Raw genomic sequence first — 14893 nt, forward strand, 5'->3', positions numbered from 1 at the left:
GCTACTCTCCAGATGCTGCCGACAGGGCGGTTTTCCACCCCTCAATGAAATGGGGATCAAAAAAAGCAATCGCCTTTTTATCGAGGGATAGCATCTGGCGCTGTGCTTCCTGCACCCAGTGTTTATTGAGTTCATCACCGTCAAACAGAACAGGGATCTGCTGTTCCGTTAAATCATGCCAGAATGGATTTTGACGGCTCAAAACAAACGGAATACCAAATTGAATCAGCAAACAGAGTGTTCCAATTCCTTGCTGACGTTTGAAAATGAAATAACCTAAGTCGCATTGGCGTAACAATGACAAATATTCATCAAAGGCTATTTGATCTTTTAAGATACGGATATTTTGCGCTGGAAATAACGACAACGCAGTTTGCTCCACGCTCTGGATATAGGCTTGGTTATTATCAGGATAGCCCATTGGGATTAGCACCCTAGCCTCATTACCAAATTGGTGGTGGATCTTCTGTAAGGCTTCAATATGACGGTTGGACTGATCCCCTGAATTGCCCAATAAGATGGTAATTCCTTGCGGTGAGCACGCTTTCTCTGTCACTGTCAATGCAGGCTCCATCCGAGTTGGGAAATAGAGCAATGATGATGGCACATCAGGTTTGACCCGACTTGAACACGAATTATCCTGAAAAAAGTGCCGCAGATCACCGCGCGTAGCGAAAATATGCCCCACCCGCTTTTGTGCCAAACGACGAATCAGATAGAACAAACGGAATTTCAGTTGGCGGGATTCTTCATAGAGATCAGCGCCCCAAACATGCCAGAAGAATTGGTGTCGCTGAATTTTGCCAATTAATAATGCCAACCACAAAGCAGCATTAAACTGCCCGTGGAAAAAGAAGCGGACGGTTCTATTTGCTTGCGCTTTCTCTATCACCGCCTGCGACAAAGTGGATTTGCTGTTATAAAGAGAAATAGCCAAATTAGGGTAGTTCGATAGCCATGTGTGGTCTTTAGACACCACCATAAAACACGGTTTGGCGGAAAAATGTATTTCCTGTGCCAAGACGTCATTAAAGAAACGTAGTAACGTTTGATTGTGATGTGGGATATCCGATCCCAAAACGTGAATTAGGGTTGTCATGCTCGCCTGCGATAAATAATAAATACGCTACAACAAAGAATGAAATAAACAATGTAAGTTACCATATATGACTGGGCAGCACCCAATGCCCCATTTACCGGTATCAGCCAATGAGAAAAACCTGTCAGTAAAAGGAACTGGCTCACTTCAGTCAATATATAAAAACGCAGTGCAGCTTTCGCTATCACCAGATATCCAAAAACATAAGCGCCAACTTTCAACACATCGCCCACTAATTGCCACGCAAACAGTTCCCGCATGGCGATGAATTTGTCTGAAAATAACAGCCAAATCACAAAATCACGCAACAACCAAACAGAGAAACTGGCAGCAACCACAGCAGGCAAGACAAATTTCAGCGCTTTCACAATCTCACTGGTAATTGCTTGCTTACTCTCCAGACGCGAAAGGGTCGGCAATAGATAGACAGTGAAGGAGGCGGTAATAAATTGTAAATAAGCATCCGAAATACTGCTTACCCCCTGCCAAATCCCGACCTCTTCCCAGCTATAACGCGCTGCCAGCAAATTTCGCATCATGACATATGCAACGGGCAATGTAATGGAAGTTAGCAACGCCATAAGGGTAAATTTCCCCAGATGGCTGGCAATCGCACGATCCCACATAGGTTTCAAGGCAGAAAATGTAATCACCTTGCGATGCAGTATCATCATGCCGGCAGGTAAAACCACCAATGCAGGCACCAATGCCAAGCCTGCCAATGCCCCTTCGTAGCCTCCCAGCCAATAACAGAGGCTATAAGCCAACACGCCTGTCAGACTGCCTAAAATAATGGCTGACGCATTTCCTTTAGCATCTCTGAACCCTTTCAGGATTGCCAGAAAATAGTTGGCGTAAGCGATACCCATTTGAATAAATGCGAGCGCCTGCACAACAGTTTTGTAATGGGTGTGACCAAATAGGCCAATACTGATAATTTCACTGAACAAAAGGAAGATCACTGCCAGTGAGGTCGAAAAACCCAAAATTATCAAGGACGATGTGCCTAATACTGCCCTGAGCCTTTCCGGTTGCTGATGATGTTCCGCCACATATTTAGTAACACCATTAAAAATCCCTGCCCCAGAGAGCACACCTAATACAGTAATGAGCTGGCGAAAATTACCTGCTTGCCCAACACCTGTTGGACCAAAAGATACCGCCAGAAGTTTAATGACCAGCAACCCCACACCGATCTTGATCAATGTGGAGCCCGCTGTCCAAATAGAAGCTTTAGCAAGTGACATATCAGGCGAAAAATTCCTTGATACGATCGATAACGATTTGCTGTTCTGTATCAGTGATGTTGTAGAACATCGGTAAGCGAACTAAGCGGTCACTTTCGCGGGTGGTAAAGCGATCTTCGCCGTGGAAACGGCCACATTTCTCCCCCGCTGGGCTGGTATGCAATGCCACGTAGTGGAATACGCTCAGGATACCATTCTCTTTCATGTAACTATTGAATGCACCACGCTCTTCTACATCTTTGAGCTTGATATAGAACATATGGGCATTGTGTTCCAAGCCTTCCGGGACAATTGGCAAAGCTAAATGCCCCGCGTCTGCTAATGGTTTCAGGGATTGATAGTAGTTATCCCACAAGGTCAGACGACGCTGGTTAATTTTTTCAGCAAGTTCCAGTTGTGCCCACAGGTAAGCCGCTTGCAAATCAGACAACAGATAGCTGGAACCGATATCACGCCATGTGTATTTGTCGACCTGTCCGCGGAAGAATTGACTGCGGTTAGTGCCTTTCTCCCGAATGATTTCGGCGCGGGCAATCATGGAACTATCATTGATTAATGTTGCCCCACCTTCACCACCGGCTGAATAATTTTTGGTTTCATGAAAGCTAAAACAGCCAATATGTCCAATTGTGCCTAATGCACGGCCTTTATAGGTAGACATGACGCCCTGTGCGGCATCTTCTACTACATACAGGTTATATTTTTTTGCCAGTGCCATGATGGTATCCATTTCACAGGCTACACCCGCATAATGCACGGGTACGATAACACGGGTCTTTTCTGTAATGGCTGCTTCAATTTTGTTCTCATCAATGTTCATGGTATCAGGACGAATATCCACGAACACAATAGTTGCACCACGCAGAACAAAAGCATTGGAAGTCGAAACAAAGGTGTAGCTCGGCATGATGACTTCATCACCTGGCTGGATATCCAACAATATTGCCGCCATTTCCAGTGAAGCTGTACAAGAGGGTGTCAGTAATACCTTCGGGCAATTAAAACGCTGTTCCATCCACGCTTCACAACGTTTGGTAAATTCTCCATCACCACACAACTTACCGCTAGCCATCGCCTGTTGCATGTATTCAAGTTCAGTGCCGACCACCGGTGGTTTATTAAATGGAATCATTTCGTCCTCTGTATAACCAATATGCGGTGCTTTCAATGATGGCACCACGACGTGTATAAAGACACAACGCAGCGATATTACTTATTTGCGTAGCCACTCTCAGCCATTGTATCTGATGGTTATGACACCACTGTTGCGCCGCCGACATTAATGTTTTGCCAATCCCTTGATGATAATTGCCCGGTACAGCAGCCAGTAAGCCAATGCGTGCTTCGCTGTTACCTATGTCCCTTAAGGTGACAAAGCCCGCTATTTGACCTCGTTCATCATGGATAAGCAGGCATTCATGATCAAATGTACCTAAAACAGCTTTTTCAACCCAAGCAGCATAGAACCTGCCACTGTCATCCTGTTGATACCAGGGTGCACGGAAGCGACTGGCGGTAAATGCACGCACTGCAACAGCCTTCAATACAGGGATATTTTCTTGTTTTGCCGAAATAGCTGTTCTTCCCGTATGAATGCCAGGAATATCTCCCGCCTCAACCGATAACCGTAAATCAACCTCACCTTCAACCAGTGAAAATCCGAAGGCAGAAAGCCCATCGATAATGTCCGTTTGCTGGGCCGACACTTTGGCTTGTACCAATGCATATTGGTCCAAATCAGCAACCGTCAACACTGCCGCTTCCGCCGAAAAATTCAGGCGAGCCGTAGATAAATCAAAAAACTGGCTTTCCCAGACCAAAGGTTCAAGGTTGGCGTGAATAGACATTGAGCAAATCCATCAGATAGTTGCCGTAACCTGTTTTCGCCAAATCCGTGGCCGCTATTTTCAATTGCTCCTCACTGAGCCAACCATTACGCCATGCGATCTCTTCCAGACAAGCAATCTTAAAGCCTTGCCGTTTTTCGACGGTCTGAACAAAAGTGCTGGCTTCAATCAGGCTGTCATGCGTCCCTGTATCCAACCAGGCAAAACCACGCCCCAATAATTCAACATTCAATTCACCGCATTCCAGATACATCTGGTTGATACTGGTGATTTCCAGTTCCCCACGCGGAGACGGTTTTACTTGTCTGGCGAAATCCACGACTTTGTTGTCGTAAAAATAGAGACCAGTCACCGCCCAATTGGATTTAGGCCGTACAGGTTTTTCTTCTATGGAAAGTACCCGATACTGCTCGTCAAATTCCACGACACCAAATCGTTCAGGATCCATCACTTGGTAACCGAATACTGTCGCCCCTGTTTTTCGGCCGGCGACATGTTGCAGTTTCGGGCTAAATGCTTGACCAAAAAAGATATTGTCACCCAATACCAGACAGCAAGCATCATTGCCGATAAATTCTTCGCCAATCAGAAATGCCTGCGCCAGGCCATCAGGTGAAGGCTGTTCGGCATAACTAAGGTGGATACCAAATTGTTCACCACTGCCTAATAATCGTTTAAAAGCGGGTAAATCTTCCGGTGTCGAGATGATCAGGATATCGCGTATGCCCGACAGCATTAACACTGACAGCGGATAATAAATCATCGGCTTGTCATAAATCGGTAATAGCTGCTTTGATACGCCACGTGTTATTGGATACAAACGGGTGCCAGAACCCCCAGCCAGTATAATTCCTTTCATCTGTTCCCCCGATAGGCTTATTTATTTCCTAACCCAAGTCGTTCCCCTGTATAAGAGCCATCCTGAACTCTTTTCCACCACTTCTCATTTTCCAGATACCATTGCACAGTCTTGCGAATGCCGGATTCGAACGTTTCTTCAGGAGTCCACCCTAATTCACGCTCAATTTTCGCTGCATCAATTGCATAACGCATATCATGCCCTGGGCGATCCGTTACGTGAGTAATAAGATCGCGATAATGTTCTACCCCAGCAGGTTTTTCGGGGCGCAGCTCCTCCAGTAATTCACAAATTGTTTCCACAACTTCGATATTTCGGCGTTCATTATGTCCACCGATGTTGTAGGTTTTGCCAGGCTCCGCCTTGGTGACCACCAAGTGCAACGCCCGCGCATGATCCTCCACATAGAGCCAATCACGGATTTGCTCTCCCTTGCCATAAACCGGCAAAGGCTTGCCTGCCAGCCCATTCAGAATTACCAATGGGATCAATTTCTCAGGGAAATGATAAGGACCATAGTTATTTGAACAATTGGTGATCACGGTCGGTAAGCCATAAGTACGGCGCCATGCCCTAACCAGATGATCGCTGGACGCTTTTGATGCAGAATAAGGGCTGCTTGGCGCGTAAGGTGTGGTTTCCGTAAAGAAACCATCTTCACCGTGCAAATCGCCATATACTTCGTCTGTTGAAATATGGTGGAAGCGGAATTGGGCTTGTTTTTCCTGATCCAACTGTTGCCAAAATGCACGAGCCGCTTCCAACAAAGTATAAGTGCCGATGATATTGGTTTCGATAAAAGCGGCCGGCCCATCAATGGAACGGTCGACATGGCTTTCTGCGGCCAAATGCATGACAGCATCCGGTTGATATTGCTGGAATACACGATCTAAAGCATCACGCTGGCGGATATCAACCTGCTCAAACGCATAGCGGGGATGCTTGGCAACGGGAGCCAGTGATTCAAGATTACCAGCATAAGTCAGGCTATCAACGACAACGACACTATCTTCAGTTTGATTAATAATGTGGCGCACAACCGCAGAACCGATAAAACCTGCACCACCTGTAATAAGAATACGTTTCAACGCCAAACTCCTTTTGTATCAACAACCCATTTTTGTTTTATGGCAGAACCATGAATGGCTTTAAACTGGCTATGATCCACCAGCATCAAGACAACATCCGCTTCTTCTAATGCCTGATTGACATCCATCAATTCCACCTTATCTTTCAGTAAATTAGGCAGCTCATGCACATTGGGTTCAACCGCGATAGTTTGCCCTACATGCCACTGCGAAACCATTTTTGTAATATAAACGGCTGGGCTTTCCCGCAAATCATCAATGTTTGGCTTGAAGGCCAAGCCAAAACAGGCAATTTTAATTTCATTTGCCCGTTTGCCACTTTCAGCTAAACAGTCAGCAACTGCGGCTTTCACTTGATCCACAACCCACAGCGGCTTGCCATCATTCACCAAACGCGCAGTATGAATTAAACGGGACTGCTCAGGGTTCTGGGATACGATGAACCACGGATCGACAGCAATGCAATGTCCCCCTACACCAGGGCCAGGTTGCAAAATATTTACACGTGGATGGCGGTTTGCCAGACTAATCAACTCCCACACATTGATTCCCTGTTCGGCACAGATCAAGGAAAGTTCGTTGGCAAAAGCGATATTAACATCTCGGAAACTGTTCTCTGTCAGCTTGCACATTTCCGCTGTTCTGGCATTGGTGATAACACATTCACCTTCAAGGAAAATATTGTACAACTCACTCGCCCTGCGGGAAGACTTGGCTGTCATGCCCCCTACGACACGATCATTTTTGATCAACTCCACCATCACTTGCCCCGGCAAAACACGCTCAGGGCAATAGGCGATATCGATATCTGAGTGTTCACCCGCTTGTTGAGGGAATGAAAGATCTGGACGTACCGCGGCTAACCATTCAGCCATCTGCTCTGTCGCACCAACAGGAGAAGTGGATTCCAAAATAACCAAATCGCCTTTTTTCAAGACGGGTGCTATTGATTCCGCCGCAGAACGCACATAGGCCATATCGGGTTCATGCTCCCCTTTGAAGGGCGTCGGAACAGCAATCAAAAAAGCATCCGCAGCTTGTGGAACCGTCACGGCTTTCAAAAAGCCTTCTTCTACCGCAATTTTTACTATCTTATCTAAATCAGGTTCAACGATATGAATCGAACCACGGTTAATCGTCTCTACCGCATGTTGATTAACATCCACGCCAATCACCCTCTTTTGTCGGGAGGCGAATGCCGCTGCGGTAGGTAAACCGATATAACCCAGACCGATAACAGAAATTGCTTCAAAACTCATAATGTCACCTGATTTTTTCTTAATGCATCAAGAATTCGCTGGCAAGCCCGGCCATCACCATAAGGATTATGGGCATGGCTCATTTTTTGGTAGGCGTTAACATCCGTCAATAGACGCGTAACTTCCGCAACAATGGTTTGTGTTCCTGTTCCCACCAGTCGTACTGTCCCCGCATCAACCGCTTCAGGTCGCTCAGTGGTATCACGCATCACTAAAACCGGTTTTCCCAGAGAAGGCGCTTCTTCCTGAATCCCCCCTGAGTCGGTCAAGATTAAATAGGCATGATTCATCAAATAGACGAAGGGCAGATAATCCTGTGGTTTGATAAGGACAACGTTATCAATGTCATGCAAAATGCGCTTAACAGGTTCACTGACATTCGGATTCAAATGAACCGGATAAACTATCTGGACATCAGGATGCGTTCTGGCAATCTGTGCCAATGCTTCACAAATACGCTCAAACCCTTTACCAAAATTTTCCCGACGATGACCTGTTACCAAGATCATTTTTCTATTTAGGTTAAGGAAAGGATAAAGCTCGCTAAACTGCCCATACATGGCTTCATCATTCATGATGCGATCACGCACTGATAACAGGGTATCAATTACCGTATTGCCTGTAACAAAAATACGGTTTTCCGCAATGGATTCTTTTAAGAGATTATTCCGGGAGTTTTCCGTCGGTGCAAAATGGTACATGGCCAAGTGCCCAGCAATCTTACGGTTGGCTTCTTCCGGCCATGGAGAATAAAGATCCCCTGTTCTTAAGCCAGCTTCAACATGACCTACTGGAATATGCTGATAGAAAGCGGCCAGACTCGTTGCCATGGTGGTTGTTGTGTCACCATGCACCAATACCACATCGGGTTTGAATTCTTCTAATACAGGCTTTATACCTTGCAAGATACGACATGTGATATCCGTCAGATCCTGCCCTTTTTGCATGATATTCAGATCAAAATCCGGCGTTATCCCAAACAGATGCAATACCTGATCCAGCATTTCCCGATGCTGAGCTGTGACACACACTTTTGCTTCAAAGGCAGCATCCATAGCCAACGCATGTACCAACGGAGCCATTTTAATGGCCTCCGGCCGAGTACCAAACACAGTCAACACTTTCACAGTGACTCTCTTATTTTGTCAATCATTGCAGATACTTCCAAGAATGGGAATCAAAAACCTATCGTTTATAGTTACTTATATGAACTATCGGGACGAGGACGTCTTACCAACGCGACACCTGCGCCAATCAACATGCCTACAGCTCCCCATAAAATCATCATGAAAACACGGCGAGGACTGTCTCGGTTAACCGGTTCTTCCGGTGTTCTAAGATAGCGGTAAGTTAGGAAAGCGTCCTGCAAAGTCGGACCAACATTTAATGTAGCCAGCATCGCGATATTTTGATCATAATCGATGCTGTAATCAGGACCCGTGGCTTCCAAAGTTTCAATTTGGGCTTGCAATAATGATGTACCCAACATAAACATTTTGGATTCAGGCAGTTCTTCGATAGGAATGTTTGTCTGATTACGGTGAATACCTTGCTTATCAGCTACTTTCAGTGACTGCTGCAAGACATTCAATTCACGATTATATATCGCCTTTGCCACCATCTCCTGACGTTTCACTAACGCTTTCATTGACTGAGTCCGCGTCGCCCACGCCCCTTTGATTTCGTTGTTCAAGTGAGTGCTCGCCCGTTGGTTGGCAAACGCAATATACTGACGCAGAAGTTGATTGGCATCAATGGCAGTTTCTGCTGTCAATTTGATACTGTCATTTGATGATGTTCTATCATCACTGCGCATGATTTTAATATCGTTGATTAATTCATCCAACAATACAGCATCCGCTTTGGCATGCCCTTCCTTACGTTGTTTGTAATACTCAGAATGAAGCCAAAATTCACGACGGGTATCATACGCAGAAACCTGCGTCATGAATTCTTTGTATGCACCGTCTGGAATGGTCGGTAATTGCGCTTCTGGCGAAGCATTGATATGGGTATCTAAATTACGCAAAAATTGTTGTTGCGAATAATAGCTACCCAAATTATTTGTTGTTGGTAAATCCACAATAGCGGTTGCGCTCCATTTTTGTTGCATCAAATAAGATGCCCCCAGAGCGACGGCAGCGAAAATGATTGCCAGTGCGATAATCCATATCTTTCCATGCCACAAAGCATAACACAAAGCCTGAATATCCAGTTCATGCTCTATAGCAGGTTGATCCTGTTTAGATTTCGTTTCTGAGATTATCACTGCACAAAACCCCTTTGATTGTCGATTTTTTAATGATGGCTTGCTGCCCGATTCATACGGCGTTTACACCGCTTAATAAAGCGAGCTACTTTCCACGCTCTTTTGATGCAATAGCCATACAAAATAAATGCAAGCAAAAATAATGCCAACATTATCCACTCAGGAACAAAACTGAGCTTCTCTCCAATGATTCCAATTGATGCTAATAGAGCCGCAGACAAAGTAATCAAAATAAATGACTGACGGGAAGTAAATCCAGAACGCATAATTAAATGATGAATGTGCTGACGATCTGGAGAAAATGGGCTCATTCCCTTACGCAACCGACGGTACATAATAGCAACCATATCCATCAGTGGGATCGCTATGACCCATAATGCTGTCACAGGACTAATAGAAGCATTTGCACCTTGCGTCGCTTCAGTCAATAGCCAAATAATGGTAAAACCGATCAAAGTACTTCCTGCATCCCCCATAAATACCCTGAAACGTTTTCCTAATATGCCAAGATTAAGGAGGATATAAGGCAATATCCCTGCTATAAATGCAAAACACCAAAACGCTAATGCCGTATTGCCACTTTCGTACAACAAAATACCCAATGCACCGAAAGAGACACAAGATAAACCACCCAGCAACCCATCAATACCATCCACCATATTGAAAGCATTGATAGCGGCCCAAACAGCAAATAGTGTCACAACGTAGCTGAATGGCCCGAGTGTCATTTCCCATGGTCCGAATGTATGTCCCAAGCTATTAAGCTTCAGGCCAGCAAAATACATCATACTGATACCAACCAAAGCCTGGATAGTAGCCCGAATCTTCACGCTAATATCAAAACGGTCATCTAAGGCACCGATAAACACTAATATTCCCGCACAAGCCAAATACAACCACTTATGAGGTATAAACTCTTTTGTAATAACAAATGCGAAACAAACACCAAAAAAAACAGATATCCCCCCTACCAAAGGAACTAAACCATGATGACGTTTACGATAATTAGGTTTATCAACCAAACCGATTTCTTTTGCTGCTTTACGAGCTACAAATAAAAATACAAATGAGAATATAAATACGTAGAAAATTTCGATACTCATACTGGGAATATTCACAATAACAACTCTCTATCAAAATTAATGATGGGGCATCTATTATTCATATACTTATGGATGTCCCACTTGACACCAAATCCATAAGTTTCCTGTTAACAAAACAAGACATCCTGACTTATAAAATTACTCAAAATGGACCATACGACCTGTCATGCATGACTCATAATTATAAAATGGTTAGTTAAGAAAAACGCATCTAACCACCCCAAAACCATGCAAAAAATAGACCATTTTGGGGAAACAGAGTAGAATAAGTAATCGATAAAAAAAAACGCCACTTTTTTGTGGCGTCTTAGGTAGTAAATATTATTTATTTACGGATCACTACGGAATTATCTATTTTACAAACACTATGAGCGTTTCATAAAGTCGAAGAACTCTTCATTTGTTTTTGTCATAGCCAGTTTGTTGATAAGAAATTCCATCGCATCAATTTCACCCATCGGATGAATAATCTTACGCAAGATCCACATTTTCTGTAGCTCATCCTGCGCAGTGAGCAGCTCTTCTTTACGTGTCCCAGAACGGTTGTAATCAATGGCTGGAAAGACGCGTTTTTCAGCAATCTTACGGGACAGGTGCAATTCCATGTTACCTGTACCTTTAAATTCTTCGTAAATAACTTCATCCATCTTGGAGCCAGTATCAACCAGCGCAGTCGCAATGATGGTCAGGCTACCGCCTTCTTCAACATTACGTGCGGCACCAAAGAAACGTTTTGGACGATGCAGAGCATTCGCGTCCACACCACCCGTCAAGACCTTACCGGAAGCAGGAACAACAGTGTTATATGCACGAGCCAGACGGGTGATAGAATCCAACAGGATAATAACGTCTTTCTTGTGTTCAACCAGACGTTTTGCTTTTTCGATCACCATTTCAGCCACTTGAACATGGCGAGAAGCGGGTTCATCAAAGGTAGAAGCAATAACTTCACCTTTTACCAGACGCTGCATTTCGGTGACTTCTTCTGGACGCTCATCAATCAGCAATACCATCAAAACACAATCTGGATAATTATAAGCGATGTTAGCCGCAATATTTTGCAGTAGCATGGTCTTACCCGCTTTTGGTGGGGCAACAATCAGGCCACGCTGACCACGGCCAATCGGTGCGGCCAGATCCAGAACACGGGCTGTCAAATCTTCAGTTGAACCATTACCACGCTCCATTCGCAAACGGTTGTTAGCATGAAGTGGAGTCAGGTTTTCAAACAGGATCTTACTGCGGGCATTTTCAGGTTTGTCAAAGTTGACTTCATTAACTTTCAACAGAGCAAAATAGCGTTCACCCTCTTTTGGTGGGCGGATTTTCCCTGAAATGGTGTCACCGGTACGGAGGTTAAAGCGGCGGATTTGACTAGGAGAAACGTAGATATCATCAGGACCTGCAAGGTAAGAGCTGTCTGCGGAGCGGAGGAAACCAAATCCATCCTGCAATATCTCCAGCACACCATCTCCGAAAATATCCTCTCCGCTTTTCGCATGCTGTTTGAGAATAGAGAAAATGATGTCCTGCTTACGCATACGAGCCAGGTTTTCCAGCCCCATATTTTCGCCGAGAGTAATCAACTCAGATACCGGCGTATTCTTTAATTCGGTAAGATTCATAATGGTGGGTTCTTTAACTCGGGGTATATCTCGAACTATGAACGTGAATGGTATGGCAGCATTATCGATGCCTGTTTATTTGTACCAGAAACGAATAACACCTGCTAACATATTAAATTACATTACAAGGCAATAAGTTTGAAGTACTCAGATTGATTTCAAAATAAGGCTGACAAACTGTCAAAACTATCTTCTAATTATCTATGTACCATATGTTATAACTATCTATAATATAGATACAATTTTACAGTGCAAACACTATTAAAGTTTAACAGTGGACACTATTTCAGCATACACATCTTTCAGCATAAACGTCTTTTTAACATAAGCACTGTTAGCAAATTCTAGACCTAACACCTAGCACAAGAAGGAGAAGGTTCGACATAAAAATGCCTAGGATAAAAACACCCTGCTTAAAGATAGTTAGCATTAGGACGCTATGAGTGTACTAAGCTATATACTGGGTTAATCGTATATAGACTCAGAAATTTTACCAAATGCGATATGTCATCAGATACTTCAGGTGACCCAGAGATAACAGATTTATCAGACACTACAAATTATTTAGTATGTAACATGCTTAATGTCAACTCTTTATATCAATAAGCCTTTATACCGAATAAAGAATTTATTCAAACTAAGCATCATACAAGCATATGGCCGCTAACTTACCATGCTTCGTAGCGGACGTCTAGCGGTCAATGAGATAAATCATCTCATACGCCAAACGTCCGTAATTACTGTGACCTGATTCTAAATTAGAGGTGTGGTTCCAAAAACTCTTTCAATTGAGTTTTTGACAAAGCACCTACTTTTACTGCAACCTTTTCACCACCTTTAAACAGAATCAGTGTTGGAATACCACGAATACCGTATTCTGGTGCTGTTGCTGGATTATCATCAATGTTCAGCTTGCCAACTGTCAGCTTTCCTTCGTATTCTGTAGCAATTTCATCCAGAATAGGGGCTATCATTTTACAAGGACCGCACCATTCAGCCCAAAATTCAACGAGAACAGGACCTTGTGCTTTCAAAACATCGTTTCCAAAGCCAGCATCAGTCAGAGAAATAATATTCGCACTCATTTTTTGCTCCAAAAGTAATATCTTTTACAGTGTCAGTGTACATTAACCAACATAAGGGTGTCTTTATTTCAACGGATACACTTTCTTAAAGCAATAGTTAACTGATATTCTACCTTACTATGAGCAAAACACATTTGACAGAAAAGAAGTTTTCCGACTTCGCATTGCACCCCAAGGTCTTAGAAGCCCTTGAGAAAAAGGGGTTTTCCAACTGCACGCCGATACAGGCGCTAACATTGCCTTTAACTGTCGAAGGCCGAGATGTTGCGGGGCAAGCACAAACCGGAACGGGCAAGACGCTGGCATTTTTGGCGTCTACTTTTAATTACTTGTTGACTCATCCTGCAAAGAAAGAGCGTAAAACTAATCAGCCAAGAGCGTTGATTATGGCACCTACCCGTGAATTGGCGGTGCAAATCTACTCTGACGCAGAAGAATTGGCACAAGCCACTGGGTTGAGAATGGGTCTTGCCTACGGCGGCGATGGCTATGATAAACAGCTTAAGGTTTTGGAAGCTGGCGTCGATATCGTCATTGGCACAACAGGGCGTTTGATCGATTACGCAAAACAGGGCCATATCCATCTTGGTGCCATTCAAGTTGTGGTACTTGATGAAGCAGATCGCATGTATGATCTAGGCTTTATCAAAGATATTCGTTGGTTGTTCCGCCGACTCCCTGCGGCCTCAGAAAGAATGAATTTGCTGTTTTCCGCAACTCTCTCTTATCGAGTGCGTGAACTGGCTTTTGAGCAGATGAATAATCCTGAGTATGTGGAAGTGGAACCGCTGCAAAAGACAGGACACCGCATTCAGGAAGAGCTATTTTATCCTTCCAACGAAGAAAAAATGCGCCTGCTACAGACTCTGCTGGAAGAAGAATGGCCTGATCGCTGCATCATTTTTGCCAATACCAAACACCGTTGCGAAGATATCTGGGCCCATCTGGCTGCTGATGGTCATCGAGTTGGTTTACTGACTGGTGATGTTGCACAAAAAAAACGTCTGCGTATTCTTGAAGAATTCAGCCTGGGTAATCTGGACATTCTGGTTGCCACAGATGTTGCCGCCCGTGGTCTGCATATCCCATCGGTGACACATGTATTTAATTATGATCTACCGGATGATTGTGAAGATTATGTTCACCGGATTGGCCGGACAGGCCGTGCTGGAGAAAGCGGCCATTCCATCAGCCTGGCGTGTGAAGAATACGCGCTGAACTTAACGGCCATTGAAGAATATATTCAGCACCAGATACCTGTTAGCAAATATAACAGTGATGCATTACTAAAAGATCTGCCAGTACCTAAGCGCCGTAATCGCACACGCTCAGGGGGACATCCTCGGCGTACCGGCATACCACGCCGTGGCAATACAACACGTAACAGTAAACGCCCAAGCTAAAAATTGAAA

General features: G+C 44.3%; 13 protein-coding genes. 1 reads left to right on the forward strand and 12 read right to left on the reverse strand.

Annotated features, from left to right (window positions below; translation table 11 throughout):
* Position 1 precedes the first annotated feature (1 nt).
* The 12 genes from AAC853_RS03670 to trxA all read right to left on the reverse strand — a co-directional run bounded on the left by AAC853_RS03670 (position 2) and on the right by trxA (position 13481).
* Complete coding sequence (locus AAC853_RS03670) at positions 2 to 1099, reverse strand: TDP-N-acetylfucosamine:lipid II N-acetylfucosaminyltransferase (protein WP_340613722.1); 1098 nt, start codon at positions 1097 to 1099, stop codon at positions 2 to 4.
* Positions 1096 to 2346: a lipid III flippase WzxE gene (gene wzxE / locus AAC853_RS03675; protein WP_340613723.1), complete on the reverse strand. Its 1251-nt coding sequence runs from the start codon at positions 2344 to 2346 to the stop codon at positions 1096 to 1098. Before wzxE ends, AAC853_RS03670 begins: the two co-directional genes overlap by 4 nt.
* Position 2347: 1 nt before the next feature.
* Positions 2348 to 3478, reverse strand: coding sequence for a dTDP-4-amino-4,6-dideoxygalactose transaminase (gene rffA / locus AAC853_RS03680; protein ID WP_340613724.1), 1131 nt, complete (start codon positions 3476 to 3478; stop codon positions 2348 to 2350).
* A complete protein-coding gene (gene rffC / locus AAC853_RS03685; protein ID WP_340613725.1) occupies positions 3465 to 4193 on the reverse strand; it encodes a dTDP-4-amino-4,6-dideoxy-D-galactose acyltransferase in 729 nt (242 codons plus the stop codon). The genes rffA and rffC overlap by 14 nt, the downstream gene beginning before the upstream one ends.
* A complete protein-coding gene (gene rfbA, locus AAC853_RS03690; protein ID WP_189759390.1) occupies positions 4171 to 5052 on the reverse strand; it encodes a glucose-1-phosphate thymidylyltransferase RfbA in 882 nt (293 codons plus the stop codon). The genes rffC and rfbA overlap by 23 nt, the downstream gene beginning before the upstream one ends.
* A 17-nt stretch (positions 5053 to 5069) precedes the next feature.
* A complete protein-coding gene (gene rffG / locus AAC853_RS03695) occupies positions 5070 to 6140 on the reverse strand; it encodes a dTDP-glucose 4,6-dehydratase (RefSeq protein WP_340613726.1) in 1071 nt (356 codons plus the stop codon).
* Entirely contained in the window at positions 6137 to 7399 is a 1263-nt protein-coding gene (gene wecC, locus AAC853_RS03700) for a UDP-N-acetyl-D-mannosamine dehydrogenase (protein WP_340613727.1), read from the reverse strand. The genes rffG and wecC overlap by 4 nt, the downstream gene beginning before the upstream one ends.
* Positions 7396 to 8526, reverse strand: coding sequence for a non-hydrolyzing UDP-N-acetylglucosamine 2-epimerase (gene wecB / locus AAC853_RS03705; RefSeq protein ID WP_340613728.1), 1131 nt, complete (start codon positions 8524 to 8526; stop codon positions 7396 to 7398). Before wecB ends, wecC begins: the two co-directional genes overlap by 4 nt.
* A gap of 71 nt (positions 8527 to 8597) precedes the next feature.
* Entirely contained in the window at positions 8598 to 9668 is a 1071-nt protein-coding gene (wzzE, locus tag AAC853_RS03710) for an ECA polysaccharide chain length modulation protein (protein WP_340613729.1), read from the reverse strand.
* A 29-nt stretch (positions 9669 to 9697) separates the two neighbouring features.
* Positions 9698 to 10786 (reverse strand): UDP-N-acetylglucosamine--undecaprenyl-phosphate N-acetylglucosaminephosphotransferase, encoded by a 1089-nt coding sequence (gene wecA, locus AAC853_RS03715; RefSeq protein WP_338883701.1) that lies wholly within the window; start codon positions 10784 to 10786, stop codon positions 9698 to 9700.
* A gap of 350 nt (positions 10787 to 11136) precedes the next feature.
* Positions 11137 to 12396 (reverse strand): transcription termination factor Rho, encoded by a 1260-nt coding sequence (gene rho, locus AAC853_RS03720; protein ID WP_338883703.1) that lies wholly within the window; start codon positions 12394 to 12396, stop codon positions 11137 to 11139.
* Positions 12397 to 13154: 758 nt separating this feature from the next.
* On the reverse strand, positions 13155 to 13481 hold the full coding sequence (trxA, locus tag AAC853_RS03725; protein WP_099133093.1) for a thioredoxin TrxA: 327 nt from the start codon (positions 13479 to 13481) through the stop codon (positions 13155 to 13157).
* Between the two features lie 119 nt (positions 13482 to 13600).
* Between trxA and rhlB the strand changes: the two genes are divergently transcribed.
* Positions 13601 to 14884: an ATP-dependent RNA helicase RhlB gene (gene rhlB, locus AAC853_RS03730; protein WP_340613730.1), complete on the forward strand. Its 1284-nt coding sequence runs from the start codon at positions 13601 to 13603 to the stop codon at positions 14882 to 14884.
* The last annotated feature ends 9 nt before the right edge of the window (positions 14885 to 14893 follow it).

It is taken from the genome of Xenorhabdus thailandensis (genome assembly GCF_037996785.1).
In the GTDB taxonomy this organism is placed as follows: domain Bacteria; phylum Pseudomonadota; class Gammaproteobacteria; order Enterobacterales; family Enterobacteriaceae; genus Xenorhabdus; species Xenorhabdus griffiniae.